Raw genomic sequence first — 16,951 nt, forward strand, 5'->3', positions numbered from 1 at the left:
GGCCATGGTGCGCCGCATGCTTCGACCGGCGCCGCCTGGCCTTGACCATGAGCAATGATTTTCGCAGGACGCGACAAAATCGCGTCCTGTTGCTTTTTGGCGCGTCCTTTCGCGGCTTGCACCTGTGGTCGATTGCCCTATAGATTTGCAACAAAATAATACGCGCCAGAGGGAGAAATGCTCATGTTGAAGAAGATCATGATAACGGCTGCTGCCTCGGTCGCATTGTGCGGCATTGCTGGGGCGCAAGAGATCAAGGTCGGTCTCATTCTGCCGTATTCGGGTGTTGGCGCTGAACTCGCGCAACCGATCGATCGCGGCGTCGAGCTCTATCTCAAGACTCACGCGGACGAACTGAAGCCCTATACGGTCAAGCTGATCAAGCGCGACTACAAGGATGCGAGCGGCGCGACCGCCAAAATCGTGGTTCAGGAACTGCTGACCCAGGACAATGTCGACGCGATTGCAGGCTGGGTTTATTCGCCGAACGCGATCGCGACCGCGCCGCTGATCACCGCCGGCAAGAAGCTCGCGGTGCTGATGAACGCTGGTACCGCGCACATCACGAATATGTCTCCTTACTATGTGCGCACGTCGTTCAGCATGTGGCATGCCGGTCACGCGCTCGGTGAGGCGGCTGCCAAGCAACTCGGCGCGAAGACTGCGGTGATCGGCTACACCGACTTCCCGCCCGGCAAGGACAGCCTTGCTGCGTTCAAGTTGGGATTTGAGAAGAACGGCGGGAAGGTGATCGATGAGATCCCGATGGGCGGTGCCAACGCGGTGCCGGATTTCACCCCGTTCTTCCAACGCGCCAAGGACAAGAAGCCGGACGTATTCTTCGTCTTCGTTCCGGGTGGAGACCACTCCACCGCGGTTGTGCGCACCTATAACGCGCTCGGCATGAAGGAAGCCGGCGTCAAGCTGATTGGTCCGGGCGACATCACCCAGGACACCAAGCTGCAGCCGATGGGCAAGAACGCAGACGGCCTCATCACCATGCATCACTACAACGCCGACCTCGACAATCCGCAGAACAAGAAGTTCGTGGAGGACTGGAAGAAGGCCTACGGTCCGGATTCGACGCCGGACTTCATGGCCGTCGGTGGTTATGACGGCATGGCTGCGATCGCGGCGGCGATCAAGGCGACCGGTGGCAAGCTCGATGGCGACAAGGCCGTTGCGGCGCTGAAGGGCTGGAAGTTCGAAAGCCCGCGCGGACCGATCCAGATCGACCCCGAAACACGCGACATCATCATGAATGAGTATCTGTCGCAGGCGTCGTTCCAGAACGGCCGTGTGGTGCAGAAGAATATCGGCAAGATCGACTCCGTGAAGGACGCCTGCAAGGCGAACAAGATCGGCCCGTGCGGTAAATAACGGTCCGGTAAACGGATGAGGAGACCCGCCGTCCGGCGCACCGGACGGCGGTTTTATTCAGGGGAGCGGGCGTGATCTTCGGCGAGGACGTTGCAGGCATTCTGCTCGGTGGCCTGGCGGCTGGCATGGTGCTGTTCATCGTCTCTGTCGGGCTCTCCGTCACGATGGGCCTCATGGGCTTCGTCAATCTGGCCCATGGCGGCTTCGCCATGATCGGCGGCTATGTGATCGTGCTGTCAATGAACCGGCTGGGCGTGCCGTTTCTCCCCGCGGTTGTGCTGGGCTTTGTCCTGACGGCGGCTCTCAGCGTGGTGCTGGAGCGGCTGTTCTATTCCAGGCTTTATCGAGCGTCCGAACTCGATCAGGTGCTGTTCTCGATCGGCCTCGCTTTCATCATGATTGCGACCGTCATTATCGTGATCGGTCCGGAAACGCAGCCGCTGATCCTGCCGTCCTGGTTGCGCGGCCAGATCGACCTCGGCTTCACTGAATATCGAACCTACAGCATTTTCCTGATCGTGTTCGGGGCGCTGGTCGCGCTTGGTCTTTGGCTGGGCTTCGAGCGGACGCGCGTGGGCGCGCAGATCCGCGCGGCGGTCGACAACCGGCGCATGGTGGAGTCGCTCGGGATCAATATCGACCGCCTGTTCACCTTCACCTTCGCCTTCGGCAGCGGCATGGCCGCGATCGGCGGCGGACTCGGCGCCGAGTTTCTTGGCCTCGATCCGCAATACACGCTCAAGTATCTCGTTTTCTTTCTGATCGTGGTGGCGGTCGGCGGGCTCGGACGCATCACCGGCGTGTTCTACGCGGCGCTTCTGATCGGCATCATGGACTTCGTGCTGAAGAAATATCTTCCGCAGGGTGGCACCGTCTTCATCTACGCGATGACCATCGTGATCCTGCTGTTCCGGCCGCAGGGCCTGTTCGGACGGAGCGGGCAATGAGCGCTATCGAGACGGATCAGCCGGGCGTTCGTGATTTTGTCTACCGTCACCGGTTGCGCTGGTGGGAACCGCTTCCGTGGATTCTCGCAATCGCTTTCTTCTTCATGTTCCCGCGTCACCTCGGGATCGGCAACGAGATCCTCGTGGTGATCCTGTTCGCGCTGTCGCTCGATCTGGTGCTCGGCTATGCGGGCATCGTTACGCTGGGACACGCGGCCTTCTTCGGTATCGGCGCGTATACTGTCGGCATGCTGGCGCATCACGGCATCTGGACCGAGCCGCTGAGCGGTCTCGTGATTGCCGCTGTAGCGGCCGGCATCTTCGGTCTGATCTCCGGACTGATCCTGCTGCGGACCACCGGGCTCACATTACTCATGCTCACGCTCTGCATGATGCTGCTGCTGGAGGAGGCCGCCAATCTCGGTCAGGCCTGGACCGGGGGCTATGACGGTCTCGATACCGTCCCGATCGATCCGATCTTCGGGACATTCGATTTCAACCCGCTGATCCCGTCCACGCAATACATCTACATCCTGTGCGTCCTGTTCATCGGCTTCGTCGTGGTGCGCACTATTGTGTATTCCCCGTTCGGGGAGAGCCTCACCGGCATCCGTGAAAACACGCTGCGCATGCATGCGGTCGGTGCGCCGGTGCGAAAGCGACTTGTGATCTGCTACACGCTCTCGGCCGCGATCGCGGGCGTTGCCGGGGCGCTGTGGGCGCAGGCCAATGCCTACGTGAACATGTCGACATTCAGCCTGGATCGCGCCGCGACGGTCCTGATTATCCTGGTGCTCGGCGGGTACGGGCGGCTTTACGGCGCCTTTGTCGGAGCCGTCGCCTACATGGTGCTGTCGCATTACCTCGCAAAGCTCTATCCGACGGCCTGGCAGCTCGGGCTTGGATTGATGCTCGTCATCATCGCGCTCGGCGCGCGCAACGGCATCCTCGGCATTGCCGATGCCATTACGAGCCGTTTCCGCGGCAAGCGTGCCGTGCCATGACGCAAATGCTGCTTGAAGCGCGCAACGTCAGCAAGACCTTCGGCGCACTGGTTGCGTCGAGCAATATCAATTTTCAGCTGACGAAGGGCGCGCGTCATGCGCTGATCGGTCCGAACGGAGCCGGCAAGACAACCTTCATCAACCTGCTGACGGGCGTCCTCACCCCCACCGAGGGGCAGGTCTTCCTCAATGGCGAGGACATCACGCAGGTCGCGCAAGCCGAGCGGGTGAAGCGCGGTATAGCGCGTACCTTCCAGATCAACCGGCTGTTCCGCGGCTTGTCTGTGCTCGAGAATGTCTACATCCCGGTTTCCGAGCAACTCGGCGCTGCGCCGACGATGTTCAGGCCGGCGGGCAAGCGCAAGGATGTTATCGACGCCGCGATGGCGCTTCTCGAGATGCTCAAGCTGCAGGATGTGGCGAGCCACAGGATTTCCGAATTGCCCTATGGCCGCCAGCGGCTCGTCGAGATCGCGATAGCGCTCGGGCTTGCACCCAAGGTTCTGCTGCTCGACGAGCCCGCGGCGGGCGTTCCGAGCGCGGAGAGCCATATCATTCTCGATGCGATCGCACGATTGCCAAAGGATATCGGTGTGCTGATCATCGAACACGACATGGATCTCGTGTTCCGGTTCGCCGAGCGCATCACGGTGCTGGTCGGTGGACGCATCTTTGCCGAAGGCACGCCGAAGGAAATCGGCGCCAATGCCGATGTCCGCGCCGTGTATCTGGGGCAGGCTGCACATGGCTAGCGCGCTCGCCTGGAAAAACCTGTCTGCCGGATACGGTGATACCGTGGTGCTCGAAGGCATCGATCTTTCCGTCGCGCCGGGCGAGAGCGTGAGCATCATCGGCCGCAATGGCGTCGGCAAGACCACGCTGCTCGTCACCGCCATGGGGCATACCAACGTCAAGAGCGGTGATGTGCTGCTCGACGGCAATCCGGTGACACACCTGCCGGTCTATCAACGGGCGCTCAAGGGGATCGGTCTCGTTCCGCAGGAGCGCGAGATATTCCCCTCGCTGTCCGTGCGCGAGAATCTCGAGATCGCGGCTCGACCCGGCTACTGGACGGAGGCGCGGATCTTCGAACTGTTTCCGCGCCTGCGCGAGCGGCTCGGCAATATGGGCAACCAGCTTTCCGGCGGCGAGCAACAGATGCTCTCGATCGCCCGCGCGCTGATGACCAATCCGTCCGTCCTCCTGATGGATGAGCCGACGGAGGGGCTGGCGCCGGTCCTCGTCGAGACCCTCGCCGAGGTGCTGGGGAAGCTGCGCGACGAGGGCGCCCTGACCATTGTGCTGGTGGAGCAGAACAGCCGGGTTGCGCTCGCTTTTTCGCCGCGCACGATCGTCATGGACAAGGGCCGGGTCGTCTATGACGGACCGTCCAAGCCGCTGCGGGACGATCCGGAGCGGCTGGCCGGCCTCATTGGCGTCTCCGAATAGGCGTTTTCCTGAGAAAAATCCGGCTTCCATGCGGGGTCGCGCTGCAGCCGATGGCTGCCTATGATGGCTCCCCATGATTCGGACCAGGCCCAGGATCATGCGTCTGCGCTTCCAGGACATCGTCTTCGGACTGTTCGCCGCGTTCGCGGCCGTCGTGGATGCAGCACCGGCGCGCGCCCAGCATGACCTGTCCGGTTTCGGCATTGTGCTGATCCACGGCAAGGGCGGCACCCCGACCACCATGATCGAGGGGCTGCATGAATCGCTGAAGCGCGAAGGCGCTTTGGTGGACGCCCCGGAGATGCCGTGGTCGGCGCGCCGCATTTATGACGCGACCTACGAACAGGCGATGTCCGAGATCGATAGCGCAGCCGAGCGGCTCAGGAAGGCCGGAGCGCAGAAGATCGTCGTCATCGGACACAGCCTCGGCGCGAATGCGGCTATCGGATACGGGGCGCGGCGCAAGGGACTGCATGGCATTGTGGCGCTTGCGCCGGGGCACCTGCCGGAAGCCTGGGCTTTGCGCGCCCGCACGGGCGGGGCGATCGCACAGGCAAGGAAGATGGTCGCCGCCGGCCAGGGCCAGGTGCGCACGTCGTTTCCGGACCTTGCGCAGGGAATCCCGTTCCAGGTTCGCGCAACGCCGGAAGTCTATCTGTCGATGTTCGATCCGGACGGACCTGCGGTGATGCCGAAGAACGCGGCTGCAATGGACGACGTGCCGCTGTTGTGGATCGTCGGTATTGCCGATCCGATGGTGCTGCACGGCAAGGACTATGTCTATGGGCGCGGCGTCAGGCATCCGAAGAGCAAATATTCGGTCACGGCAAGCATGCATCTGTCGACGCCGTACCAGTCACGCGGGCAGATCATCGACTGGCTGAAGGGATTGTAGCGCTCCGGTCGAGCGTCGCGGACGACGATCAGGGCTCCTTCAGCCCGTTCACCTTCGTGATCCAGGCTCGCACGTCCGGAAGGATTTGCGGCAGCAATTCCTTAACCTGCTCCTTGGTCATGCCTGCGCGGATGCGCGGATCGTACAGGATGTTGAGCAAATACTGATCGTAGATGTCGAAGAAGCCCATCTGGACATCGTCGTTGAACATCGTGAACGGCAATGCGTCGTCATCATTGATCGGTCCGAGCGCCTGCAACAGTTCCTCGTAGACGCAGTCGAGAAAGATGAATTCGCCAGCGTCGACGGCGATGATCACGTCCGAATGCTGGATGCGGTACAGGTCGTCCTTGCGGAAGCCTGAAAGGCATTGCGGCTCCAGCGACTTGACGATCCGTGCGGCCTGCTCGCGACCGTAGAATTGTCGGATGGTTTTCTCGATGTCGCGGTCGCGAATCAGCGTCACGGTGACGTTGGCGTCCTTGCGGTTGTCGACCATCGCGATGTCGAGATTCCGCACCTTGGAGCGGATGTCGTCGACCACGGAAGCGAGCTGCTTGCGGCGATCGGGCTTTGCGCGGCTGTCCGCATAGACGCGGATCGGCATCTCGTATTTGCGGATGCGGTCGACCCGGCCGGACACGTGAAATTCCGCGCCAAACACGATCCGGAAGAAGCCGTCGGTAATTTCGTCATCGGTAAACGTAGTGCGCTCGGCGGCGCGGCGCTTGGCGACGTCGGGATGCTCCGCGATAGCGCCCGGAGCGAACACTGCTGTCGCAAAAACGGTGAGCAGGAGCAGTGCGAAGAAGCGGCGCGGGCGTGTTGGCAGGGCAGGCAATCCTTCGTCAGGGCGTGGTCGTCAGTCGCGACGCTCGGGACTGAAGCGCACGCATGCGATCGGCCAGGCTGCCTTTGGTGTCGTCGCCGATGTCGTTCGCCGGCGCCGGCACGGGGACCGGGCCGCTGGGCGCAGCACGCGCCGGCTTTGTCTCGGATGAAGCGAGGATCGCCTCGATCGGGGAATTCGGCCCCTCGAGCGTAACCGCGAGTTTCGCGACCTCGGCGGCGACGTCGTTGATGCGCTCGCGCAGCAGGGCATTCTCGACACGCTCGGCCGCCCAGCTTGATTCAGCTTCGCGCTTCATCGCGGCGAGCTCTGTCTGCAGCTTGCTCCGCTCCGAATTGGCGAGCTCAAGCTCTTTCTGCAGGACCTCTTTTTCCGCGGTCAGCGTCTTGACGAACTCGCGCTGTTGACTGCCGGTTGAGGCAAGTTCCTCGCGCAGGTGAAAACCGGTGCGCCGGGCATTCTCAAGCTCGGTGCGCAGCCGGTCGCATTCGTATTCGCGCTCGACCAGGAGACGTCCCTGATCGGCGATGCGGCCTTCGAGTTCAACCACGCGCTTGCCGAGCATTTCGGCTTCCGTGGTCTGCACCAGGAGTTGCTGTTCGAGTTGCCCGACCCGGCTGCCAAGATTTTCGACCTTGCCGCGCTCGTCCATGAGGTTGCTGGTCGCCGCGGCGGATTCCTGCCGCTGCTTTTCGAGGCGCTCTTCCGTTTTCTTGATGTCGCGCTCGTAGTCCTCGATGCGCAGCTTGAGCGCGTCGATCTGTGTCCTGAGCGAGATCAACTCGACGCGCTGCGCTTCGGTCGTCGCGGTGCGGTCACCCAGGTCGCCGGACAGGCGGGCCATCTCGGCTTCCTTGTCGGACAGGTTGCGTTCGGTTTCGTGCAGGCCGAGGGTCTTGACGGACAGTTCGTCTTCCGTCGCCTTCATCTGTTCTTTCAGTGCCTTCTCGCGCGCTTCGAGCGCGAAGATCGTCGCCGACTTTTCGCCGAGCTCAGCCTTCAGGCGGTTGATGGCGTCGTTCTTCTTGCCGAGTTCGGCAAGCTGGCTTGTGCTCTTCGCCTTCAGCTGTTCGACGCTCATCTCGAGCCGCCGTGTCGACATCGCGAATTCGGCGCGCAGTTGATCCTTGTCCGCCTGGATCTCCGCCATCGAGAGCGGGGTCGCGGCTTCCATGCGGCGGATGGTCAGCCGCACCGCGCGCGAGTGGACCAGGGGAAGGAAGATGAGCCCGAACAGGCTCGCCACCAGAAAGCCGATGCCCAAATACATGGCCGGCTCGATCATGACGGAAACTCCAACCGACGGGCGCCGAGCGGATGGCGTGACACGGATATCCTGCCACGGCGGCGGCGCCGCTCGCTGGCGCCTTGCCCGTTTAACCTAAACCGGCCGACGGCCGGCGGGGAAGCGGATTCGATTACGATCAACGAAAGTTAGAACGGGTTCCAGGTCGCCTGCGGCGTGAACTTGAGATAGCCGATATTGGCGCCGAGCCGCAGGCCAACGCCGGCGCGAATCGGTACAACAATGACATTGCCAGCGCCGAGCGCGGTCATGCCGAAGCCACCGATGAAATAGGCCGAGCCGTCGATGCCGCCGAACCGGTTATAGATCGTTTCGGTGGAGGGCAGGTTGTAGACCAGCATCATGGTGCGTGCGCCTTCGCCACCCGCGTCCAGGCCGATGGAGGGACCCTGCCAGAATACCCGCAGGTCGCCGGCATTCTTTGTATAGAGTGTGCCTTCGCCGTAGCGCAGCCCTGCCACGAAGGCGCCACCGGCTTCCTCGCCGAGGATATAGCCGTTCGGCTGGCCGAAGTCGCTGAAGGCCTTTTCCACCACCTGCGCCAGCCCGCGCGAGACCGTCCCGAAGAAGCGGTGGCCGCTTTCGAGGATCTCGTTCGAGGAATATCGCGGCTGGCCGGGCTGCGGCTGGTTCTGTGGCACCGGCTGCTGTGCCGGCGGCGGCACGGGTTGCGGCTGTTGCGCCAGCGTCGGCTGGCCGGTGACGCAGGCCAGGCAGGCCGCGGCGGCCAACAGGCGGATCAGCGAACGCATCGGGTGCTCCATAAGGAAAGATCGGTGGGCCGGCTTAACCGGTTACTCACATGGATGCAGTCAGTTAAAGGCATCCGAATCGGAACACTTGTTGGACCGAATCATGACAACACTGCGCCGTCAACGGCTTGGCGTCCGACTTGCGATGCTCTGGCTTCTGTTTTCCGGGGCTCCGGCCGTGGTCCTGTGGCAGGCCGGTTACGCGGCGACCACCGAGCAGATCGTCACCGATCACAACACGGGTCTGGCGATCTACGGCTACGATCCGGTCGCCTATTTTACGGATGGCGCGCCGAAGATGGGGCGCGAGCATCTCGAGGTGAAGCACGCGGGCGTTGCCTGGCGCTTTCACAACGAGGGCAATCGGGACGCCTTTGCCAGGGATCCGGACGTCTACATGCCGCAATATGGCGGCTACGACCCGATTGCGATTTCGAGCAACATCGCCCGTCCGGGCCACCCGGATTTCTGGGCGATCCATAACGACCGCCTGTTCCTGTTCTACTCGGAAGACGCCCGCAAGCAGTTCAGGGCCGATCCCGGTCAGGCGGCGCTACAGGCGGAAGTCAACTGGCCGCACGTGAGCCAGAGCCTCGTTCCGTAGTCAGCCAAACCGTGCCGCGTCCGCCGGGTCGCACCAGGCGACGAAGGACGGGACCTTGAGATTGTTCGCGATCTGTCCGTATCGAACCGGCGTCCCGTCCAGTGAAAGTACGACGCCGCCGGCAGCCGTCAGCACCGCGTCGCCAGCTGCGATGTCCCATTCCGACGTCCGGCCGAGGCGCGGATAGACATCGGCCGTGCCCTCGGCAATCCGGCAGAACTTGACCGACGAACCGCAATCAAGGCGCTCCAGTACGTCAAAGCGTGTGAGCCACTGTTCAGTATTCGGGTCGAGATGCGAGCGGCTGACCACAGCGCGCCATGGCCCGCTTTGATGCGCGTGCGTGCGCAGCGCCGACCGTTCGCACGCATCTTTCGGCGAAGCACCGGGTTGCAATCGCAATCGTTCGGACCCTGAATCGATTGCGCCGCGCCATATTGTTCCAAGCGCGGGCGCGGCGACGATACCGGCGAGAGGCCGGCCATCCCGGACGATCGCGATGTTGACGGTAAACTCGTCGCGGCCGTCGATGAATTCGCGCGTGCCGTCGAGGGGATCGACCAGAACGAATATGTCGGGCAACGCCGGCATCACTTCTCGCGATGCCGCCTCCTCTGACACCACCGTGATCCCCGGCAGCGTGCGCGTGAGCCCATCGAGGATGATGGCTTCAGCAGCTTCATCCGCTTCCGTCACCGGACTTGCATCGGATTTGGTGCGGACGCTGGTTCCCGCGCTGCGGATGCGCATGATGGCGGCGCCGGCTTGCGATGCGATCCCGGTCAATGCGTCGAGCAAGGCTGGATCGGCGAATTCATTTGTCATGCAGCGGGTCCGAAGAGTGGTTGTGTCGCGAGACGCTGCTTGGCGCTGCGGCGTGCGCGGTGTATCAAGCGGCCGGCTGTATCAGGATCGAGTGATTCGCGTTCCGCCGCCGCTTTGACCGGAGCCAGATTCATGTCCGCCATTTCCGCTGCGCAAGCATCCGTCGCTCCGATGTCTGATGCCCAGACGTCTCCCGCCAAGATCGAATCTTTGGACCTCGCCGCTCTGTTGTGCTCGCGGGTGTGCCACGACCTGATCAGTCCTGTTGGCGCGATAGTCAATGGCCTCGAGGTCATGGAGGACGAAAACGATCAGGAAACCAAGGATTTTGCCATGGACCTGATCAAGAAGAGCGTGCGGCAGGCGTCCGCAAAGCTCCAATTCTGCCGGCTTGCATTCGGCGCCGCCGGGTCCGCTGGCGCGCAGATCGATCTCGGCGACGCCGAAAAGGTGGCGCGTGGCTTTCTCGAAGACGAGAAGACGAAGATCACCTGGAATCTTCCTCGCGCGTTGCTTCCGAAGAACCGCGTGAAGCTCCTGCTCAACATGGTGCTCATTGCCGGCCAGGCGATTCCGCGCGGCGGCCAGATCACAGTCGATCCGGTAGGCGAAGGCGAGACCATGGCATTCCGGATTGCCGCCACCGGTGGTTATGCCAAGGTTCCGCAGGCGGTGCCGGACCTGCTCGCCGGCGGCTCGCATGGCGGCAGCATCGATGCGCATGCGGTACAGCCGTATTACACCAGCCTGCTCGCGAAGGATTGCGGGTTGACTGTCACGGCGGCCAGCGAGGGCGAGGTCATCGTCGTCGCAGCACGCTAGCGGGCGCCGTTTTCCCGATCTTTTGCGGTTAACACGGCGCTAACGGGCCGCATTGTTGCGCTGCCCTTACGCAATATTAAACGGTTACCAACACACTACCATGGTCGACGGTGAGGTGCCGGAGCACTTCCGGCGCGGAAGGCGTTTTGTCCATGGACGAGTTGTTGCGGGATTTCCTGACCGAGACCCATGAGAGTCTCGACACGGTCGATTCCGAGCTCGTGCGCTTCGAGCAGGAGCCGAACAACGCCGAAATCCTCGCCAACATTTTCCGCCTCGTCCACACCATCAAGGGCACCTGCGGCTTCCTGAATCTGCCTCGGCTCGCGACGCTTGCGCATGCCGCCGAAAGCCTGATGGGACGATTCCGCGACGGGATGCCTGTCACGCAGAACGCTGTCTCGCTGATCCTTTCGACCCTCGATCGCATCAAGGAGATTCTCGATGCGCTGGAGCGGCACCAGAGCGAGCCGTCGGGGACCGACGACGATCTGATTGCGCGGCTTGACGCGATGGCGAGCGCAACGCCGCAAGCCGCGGCGCAAAGCTCAGGCACGCTGGCTTATCAGGTGCTGGAACGTCCGTTGAAGCCTGGCGAAGCGACGCTCGGCGAACTGGAGCGCGCATTCCGCGAGACACCGGGACCGGCGCAGCCCATGCCAGCCGATTCCGACAAGTCTGCGGAGCGCCAGCAGGACGGCAAGGTCGTCAGTCAGTCGATCCGCGTCCATGTCGACACGCTCGAACACCTGATGACCATGGTGTCGGAGCTGGTCCTGACCCGTAACCAACTGATGGAACTGGCGCGCCGCCAGACCGAGACCGAGTTCAAGGTACCGCTGCAACGGCTTTCTCATGTCACCGCCGAGTTGCAGGAGGGCGTCATGAAGACGCGCATGCAGCCGATCGGCAATGCATGGCAGAAGCTGCCACGGCTGGTGCGCGACCTCTCGGCCGATCTCGGCAAGCAGATCGAACTCGAGATGCACGGTGCCGAGACCGAACTCGACCGGCAGGTCCTCGACATGATCAAGGATCCGCTGACGCACATGGTGCGCAACTCGGCGGATCACGGCATCGAGGCGCCAGCGGAGCGCCGCGCCGCAGGCAAACCGGATCGCGCCACCATCCGGCTCACCGCTCGGCACGAGGGCGGACATATCATCATCGAAGTGTTGGATGACGGCCGCGGCCTCGACACGCGCAAGATCCGCGCAAGAGCGCTTTCAGGCAGGCTCGCGAGCGAGGCTGAGCTCGAGAAGATGTCGGATGCGCAGATCCAGCGCTTCATCTTCGCCGCCGGCATGTCGACCGCCGATACCATCACCAGCATTTCGGGGCGCGGCGTCGGCATGGACGTCGTACAAAGCAACATCGATCAGATCGGCGGCACCATCGATGTGAAATCCGTGCCGGGGCAGGGCACCGTCTTCACGATCAAGATCCCGCTGACGCTGGCCATCGTGTCCGCGCTGATCGTCGAGGCCGCGGGCGAACGCTTTGCCATTCCCCAGGTCGCTGTCATGGAACTGGTGCGCGTGCGGGGCGACGGCGAGCATCGCGTCGAGCGCATCAAGGACACGCCGGTCCTGCGTCTGCGCAACAAGCTACTGCCTCTGGTGTTTCTCCGGAAATTCCTGCGTCTCGGTGAGGCGGCCGAGCAGGAGACCGAAACCGGCTTTGTGGTCGTCACGCAGGTCGGTCCGGAATTTTTCGGGATCGTCGTCGACCGCGTGTTCCACACCGAGGAAATCGTGGTGAAGCCGCTGGCAAGCAAGTTGCGCCACATCCACGCGTTCACCGGAAACACGATTCTCGGCGACGGCGCCGTGATCATGATTCTCGATCCCAACGGGATTGCGACCGCCTTCGGTTCCGTCCGCGCGGGCGTGATCGGCGTCGAGACAGCGGCCGAAGCCGGGCCGCATGCGCAGGACAAGAACAAGACGGCGCTGTTGGTCTTCCGTGCGGGATCGAATGCGCCACGCGCGGTCCCGCTATCGCTGGTGACGCGCCTTGAAGAGATCGACGTCAGCAGCATCGAGATGACGGGCGGCCGCCATGTTGTGCAGTATCGCGGCCACCTGATGCCGCTGATCTGCCCGGGGGATTGTGTCCGGGTGAAGGAGAGCGGATCGCAGCCGCTCCTTGTGTTCTCGGACGGCGATCGTTCGTTGGCGCTCGTTGTCGATCAGATCGTCGACATCGTCGAAGAGGAATTCGAGATCGAAGTGAGCGATGGACGCCCTGGCATCCTGGGCTCTGCGATCGTCAAGGGAGAGGCAACCGACATTGTCGATGTCGGTCACTATCTTCCGCTCGCCTATGCCGACTGGCTCGTCACCTCGACGCCGCAGCGAACGCGCCGGCACGTTCTTCTGGTCGACGACTCGGCCTTCTTCCGCAACATGCTCGTCCCGGTGCTCCGCGCCGCGGGCTACGCCGTCACGACCGCTTCGAGCGGGCAGGAAGCGTGCGATCTGATCCGCAGCGGACGCGCCTTCGATCTGATTGTCACCGATCTGCAGATGCCGGGCATGGACGGCATCTCGCTTGCGCGTGTGCTTCGCGCCGAGTCCGCGACCGCGCAAACCCCGCTGATTGCATTGTCGGCGATGACAACGCCCGACATGATCGAGCGTGTCCGCCGCGCCGGCTTCCACGACTTCGTCGCCAAGTTCGATCGCCAGGGCCTGATTGCCGCGATCAAGGAACAGGCCGACGCAATCATCAGTCAGGCGGCATGACGTCATGACAAGCAGCAATCAGCTCAGTCCCGAATACGTGACCGTGATGATCGGGGCGCAATTGTTCGGCCTTCCGATCGCACGCGTGCAGGACGTTTTCGTGCTGAGTCAGATGACGCGCGTGCCGCTCGCACCCGATGATATCGCGGGTGTGATCAATCTGCGCGGCCGCATTGTCACGGCGATCGATTTGCGGCGCCGGCTCGGCGTGTCGGGTGAGACGCAACGCGCGCAGATGGCGGTCGGTATCGAAAGCGGCGGCGAGTCGTATGGGCTCGTCATCGATGCTGTTGGCGAAGTGATGAAGCTGAGCAGCGAAACCGCGGAGCCGGTGCCGGTCAATCTCGACGAGCGGCTGAAGCTGGTCGCGTCCGGCGTTCATCGTCTCGATGACGGGCTGCTCGTGGTGCTCGATGTCGATCGTCTGCTTGATTTGAAGATCTCGGAATTGGCCGCATGACGCGGCGGGACTCGCGGACCGGTCCGCTAGGGAAGCGAATGAGGGTGGTGCCATGAAGACCTGTCTGGTTGTCGACGATTCCAGCGTGATCCGCAAAGTCGCAAAGCGGATTCTTGAAGGCATGGACTTTCAGATCATGGAGGCCGAGGACGGACAGCAAGCGCTTGACCAGTGCTACCGCATGCTGCCGGATGCGATCCTGCTGGACTGGAACATGCCGCGGATGGATGGATACGATTTCCTGAAAGCGCTCCGGCGCATGCCCGGCGGCGAGCGTCCGAAGGTCGTGTTCTGCACCACCGAAAACGACGTCGCGCACATCGCACGCGCGCTGCATGCGGGCGCCAACGAATACATCATGAAGCCGTTCGACCGAGACATCGTCGAGGCGAAGTTCCAGGAAGTCGGACTGATCTGAGCGCGGCAGCACTCTTGTGGGCAGCGTGACGGCACGTCCAGGGAAACAGGCCCGGCCGGCGGCAGCGTATGCGGCGCCGCTGCGGGTGATGTTAGTCGACGACTCGGCGGTCGCCCGCGGATTCCTCCGGCGCTGGCTGGAGCCGGAGCCGGCCATCGAGATCGTGGCCTCGCTGCGGACCGGGCGCGAGGCTCTGGACTATCTGGATCGCACCAATCCGGATCTTGTGGTGCTCGATGTCGAGATGCCGGACATGGACGGTATCACGGCGTTGCCTTTGCTCCTGCAGAAGAAGCCCGACCTTTCGGTGATCATGGCGTCGACGCTGACGCGCCGCAATGCAGAGATCACGCTGCGCGCGCTGTCGCTCGGTGCGCTCGATTGCTTTCAGAAGCCGGACGCGCAGGGCGTCATCACCAGCGAGACGTACCGGCAGGCGCTGGTCGCGAAAATCCGGGAACTGGGTGCGCGCTCGCGCCGGACCCTGGGCCCCGCCCGGGCGGTACGGCCGATCGCAGATCCGAAAGAACCGGTCACGCAGCCGCGGTCCATCACGCTGCGGCCAGCGTCCGCCGCCACGCCGCGCGTGCTGGTGATCGGCTCCTCCACAGGGGGGCCGCAGGCCTTGAACGATATCTGCAGCAAGCTCGTGCCCGTGATCGACGAGGCGCCGGTGCTGATTACCCAGCACATGCCGCCGACCTTCACCACCATTCTTGCTGAACATCTTGCGCGCGCGACCGGCCGGATCGTGCGCGAAGCCGAAGACGGCGAGCCGATCCGCGCGGGCCGCGTCTATGTCGCGCCGGGGCATCGGCATCTGAAGATTGCGCGCGCGAAAGGACAGGCGGTGGCGATTCTGGATGACTCGCCCCCGGTCCATTTCTGCAAGCCGGCGGTCGACGTGCTGTTCTCCTCGGCGGCAGAGGCGTTTGGCGGCGGCGTGCTCGGCCTCGTGCTGACCGGAATGGGCACCGACGGCACCCAGGGCGGTGCCGACATCGTCGCCGCGGGCGGCAACATCATCGCGCAGGACGAAGCGACCAGCATCGTCTGGGGCATGCCGGGATCGATCGCACAGGCAGGCCTGTGCTCGCAGGTCCTGCCGCTGCCTCAGATCGCGCCCGCGCTCATTCGCGCCTTCGGGAGGCGTGCATGACGGACAACGATTTCGAATTCATCCGCAAGCTGCTCAAGCAGCGATCCGGTCTGATGCTGTCGGCGGAAAAGCAATATCTCGTGGAGAGCCGGCTGATGCCGGTGGCGCAGCGCAGGGGCCTGCCTGATCTGTTCGAACTCGTGCGTCGTCTGCGCGCCGGCAACGATGAGACGCTGACCACCGAGGTGGTCGAGGCGATGACCACCAACGAGACCTTCTTTTTCCGCGACCGCGTGCCGTTCGAGCATTTCAGGAGCGTAATCCTGCCGGCGCTGATGGCCGCGCGCGACCGCCAGAAGCGCATCCGCATCTGGTGCGCGGCCGCGTCCAGCGGGCAGGAGCCGTATTCGCTCGCGATGACGATCAAGGAGATGGGCGCAGTCCTCGACGGCTTCCGCATCGAGATTCTCGCGACCGATATTTCGAACGAGGTGCTGCAGAAGGCGACGGCCGGCGTCTACAGCCAGTTCGAGGTGCAGCGCGGGCTGCCGATTCAGTTGCTGCTCAAGTATTTCACGCAGGTCGGCGAAGCTTGGCAGATCGCGCCCCAGATCCGCGCCATGGTGCAGTTCCGCCCCCTGAACCTCCTGACCGATTTCTCGCGGCTCGGGACGTTCGACCTCATCATCTGCCGCAACGTCCTGATCTATTTCGATCAGCCGACCAAGACCGATGTGCTCGACCGGCTTGCGCGCGTGATCGCACCGGGCGGCTACCTCATTCTCGGGGCCGCCGAGACCACCATCGGACTGACGCACGCCTTCAAGTCGTTGCCGGACAAGCGCGGCCTGTACGCGCCCGCGGACCCCGTGGCCGACAAGGTGATACGCTTCCCGGCCGCAAGCCTGGCGTCCTGAAAGTCTCGCCGGATCGCCTTGATCAGGCTTTCCGCCGGCGCGGTGCGGCGAGCCGCGCCGCAAGCACGATCAGCGCGACCGAAATCAGCAGCGCCCAGGTCGGCGCCGCAAAGCCGAGCGCGATCAGCAGCGACGTCGAGATCACCGGCGACGCATAGCCGAGCACGCCGAGGAACGCGACGTTGCCATGCTTCATGCCGATATCCCACAGCATGAACGCCGCGCCGATCGGCCCAAGGCCGAGCAGCACCATCGCGATCCATTGCCACGCCGTTGGCGTGACCCAGCCTTCGAAGGTCAGGTTGCACAGGAGTGCGAGCAGGGCGGTGGCGAAGCAGGCCGGCGCGACGCTTTCGCTCGGCACCGCTGCGATCAACCGCGACATCACCGAATAGGTGGCCCAGACCACGGCGCTGGCAAAGGCAAAGGTGAAACCGAGCAGCGCATCGGGATGCCCGGTGGAGGCGCCGATCTTG

The 16,951-nt window shown here is 63.3% G+C and carries 18 protein-coding genes; 13 read left to right on the forward strand and 5 right to left on the reverse strand.

Annotated features, from left to right (window positions below; all coding sequences use genetic code 11):
- Positions 1 to 183 precede the first annotated feature (183 nt).
- The 6 genes from VNZ93_RS08870 (at position 184) to VNZ93_RS08895 (ending at position 5,675) form a co-directional block, all read left to right on the forward strand.
- A complete protein-coding gene (locus VNZ93_RS08870) occupies positions 184 to 1,380 on the forward strand; it encodes an ABC transporter substrate-binding protein (protein ID WP_325703100.1) in 1,197 nt (398 codons plus the stop codon).
- A 71-nt stretch (positions 1,381 to 1,451) separates the two neighbouring features.
- Positions 1,452 to 2,327, forward strand: a complete 876-nt coding sequence (locus VNZ93_RS08875) for a branched-chain amino acid ABC transporter permease (RefSeq protein WP_325703104.1) — start codon at positions 1,452 to 1,454, stop codon at positions 2,325 to 2,327.
- Positions 2,324 to 3,331: a branched-chain amino acid ABC transporter permease gene (locus VNZ93_RS08880; protein ID WP_325703107.1), complete on the forward strand. Its 1,008-nt coding sequence runs from the start codon at positions 2,324 to 2,326 to the stop codon at positions 3,329 to 3,331. Before VNZ93_RS08875 ends, VNZ93_RS08880 begins: the two co-directional genes overlap by 4 nt.
- Positions 3,328 to 4,083 (forward strand): ABC transporter ATP-binding protein, encoded by a 756-nt coding sequence (locus tag VNZ93_RS08885; RefSeq protein ID WP_325703110.1) that lies wholly within the window; start codon positions 3,328 to 3,330, stop codon positions 4,081 to 4,083. The genes VNZ93_RS08880 and VNZ93_RS08885 overlap by 4 nt, the downstream gene beginning before the upstream one ends.
- Positions 4,076 to 4,780, forward strand: coding sequence for an ABC transporter ATP-binding protein (locus VNZ93_RS08890; protein ID WP_325703113.1), 705 nt, complete (start codon positions 4,076 to 4,078; stop codon positions 4,778 to 4,780). The genes VNZ93_RS08885 and VNZ93_RS08890 overlap by 8 nt, the downstream gene beginning before the upstream one ends.
- A gap of 73 nt (positions 4,781 to 4,853) precedes the next feature.
- The gene (locus VNZ93_RS08895) at positions 4,854 to 5,675 is read left to right on the forward strand and encodes an alpha/beta hydrolase (protein ID WP_325703115.1); all 822 of its coding nucleotides are present in this window, start codon (positions 4,854 to 4,856) and stop codon (positions 5,673 to 5,675) included.
- Between the two features lie 28 nt (positions 5,676 to 5,703).
- On the opposite strand, the gene VNZ93_RS08900 is transcribed toward VNZ93_RS08895, so the two are convergent.
- The 3 genes from VNZ93_RS08900 to VNZ93_RS08910 form a co-directional block, all read right to left on the reverse strand.
- Positions 5,704 to 6,516 (reverse strand): DUF2927 domain-containing protein, encoded by an 813-nt coding sequence (locus VNZ93_RS08900; RefSeq protein ID WP_414710024.1) that lies wholly within the window; start codon positions 6,514 to 6,516, stop codon positions 5,704 to 5,706.
- Between the two features lie 7 nt (positions 6,517 to 6,523).
- Positions 6,524 to 7,810 (reverse strand): hypothetical protein, encoded by a 1,287-nt coding sequence (locus tag VNZ93_RS08905; RefSeq protein ID WP_325703118.1) that lies wholly within the window; start codon positions 7,808 to 7,810, stop codon positions 6,524 to 6,526.
- A gap of 149 nt (positions 7,811 to 7,959) precedes the next feature.
- On the reverse strand, positions 7,960 to 8,583 hold the full coding sequence (locus tag VNZ93_RS08910) for a DUF1134 domain-containing protein (protein WP_325703120.1): 624 nt from the start codon (positions 8,581 to 8,583) through the stop codon (positions 7,960 to 7,962).
- Between the two features lie 103 nt (positions 8,584 to 8,686).
- On the opposite strand from VNZ93_RS08910, the gene VNZ93_RS08915 reads away from it, so the two are divergent.
- Entirely contained in the window at positions 8,687 to 9,187 is a 501-nt protein-coding gene (locus tag VNZ93_RS08915) for a YHS domain-containing (seleno)protein (protein WP_325703122.1), read from the forward strand.
- On the opposite strand, the gene cysQ is transcribed toward VNZ93_RS08915, so the two are convergent.
- Positions 9,188 to 10,012 (reverse strand): 3'(2'),5'-bisphosphate nucleotidase CysQ, encoded by an 825-nt coding sequence (gene cysQ, locus VNZ93_RS08920; RefSeq protein ID WP_325703125.1) that lies wholly within the window; start codon positions 10,010 to 10,012, stop codon positions 9,188 to 9,190.
- A gap of 171 nt (positions 10,013 to 10,183) precedes the next feature.
- Between cysQ and chpT the strand changes: the two genes are divergently transcribed.
- The 6 genes from chpT (at position 10,184) to VNZ93_RS08950 (ending at position 16,475) form a co-directional block, all read left to right on the forward strand.
- Entirely contained in the window at positions 10,184 to 10,834 is a 651-nt protein-coding gene (gene chpT / locus VNZ93_RS08925; protein ID WP_325703146.1) for a histidine phosphotransferase ChpT, read from the forward strand.
- 152 nt (positions 10,835 to 10,986) lie between these two features.
- Positions 10,987 to 13,581, forward strand: coding sequence for a chemotaxis protein CheW (locus VNZ93_RS08930; RefSeq protein WP_325703128.1), 2,595 nt, complete (start codon positions 10,987 to 10,989; stop codon positions 13,579 to 13,581).
- 4 nt (positions 13,582 to 13,585) lie between these two features.
- On the forward strand, positions 13,586 to 14,041 hold the full coding sequence (locus VNZ93_RS08935; protein ID WP_325703131.1) for a chemotaxis protein CheW: 456 nt from the start codon (positions 13,586 to 13,588) through the stop codon (positions 14,039 to 14,041).
- A 52-nt stretch (positions 14,042 to 14,093) separates the two neighbouring features.
- Positions 14,094 to 14,459, forward strand: a complete 366-nt coding sequence (locus VNZ93_RS08940) for a response regulator (RefSeq protein WP_325703134.1) — start codon at positions 14,094 to 14,096, stop codon at positions 14,457 to 14,459.
- Positions 14,460 to 14,547: 88 nt separating this feature from the next.
- Entirely contained in the window at positions 14,548 to 15,618 is a 1,071-nt protein-coding gene (locus VNZ93_RS08945) for a chemotaxis response regulator protein-glutamate methylesterase (RefSeq protein ID WP_325703137.1), read from the forward strand.
- On the forward strand, positions 15,615 to 16,475 hold the full coding sequence (locus tag VNZ93_RS08950) for a protein-glutamate O-methyltransferase CheR (RefSeq protein WP_325703139.1): 861 nt from the start codon (positions 15,615 to 15,617) through the stop codon (positions 16,473 to 16,475). The genes VNZ93_RS08945 and VNZ93_RS08950 overlap by 4 nt, the downstream gene beginning before the upstream one ends.
- 22 nt (positions 16,476 to 16,497) lie before the next feature.
- On the opposite strand, the gene VNZ93_RS08955 is transcribed toward VNZ93_RS08950, so the two are convergent.
- On the reverse strand, positions 16,498 to 16,951 hold a 454-nt coding region (locus tag VNZ93_RS08955), incomplete at its 5' end, for an EamA family transporter (RefSeq protein WP_325703141.1).

The sequence above is a fragment of the Pseudorhodoplanes sp. genome (genome assembly GCF_035565795.1).
Classification (GTDB): Bacteria; Pseudomonadota; Alphaproteobacteria; order Rhizobiales; family Xanthobacteraceae; genus Pseudorhodoplanes.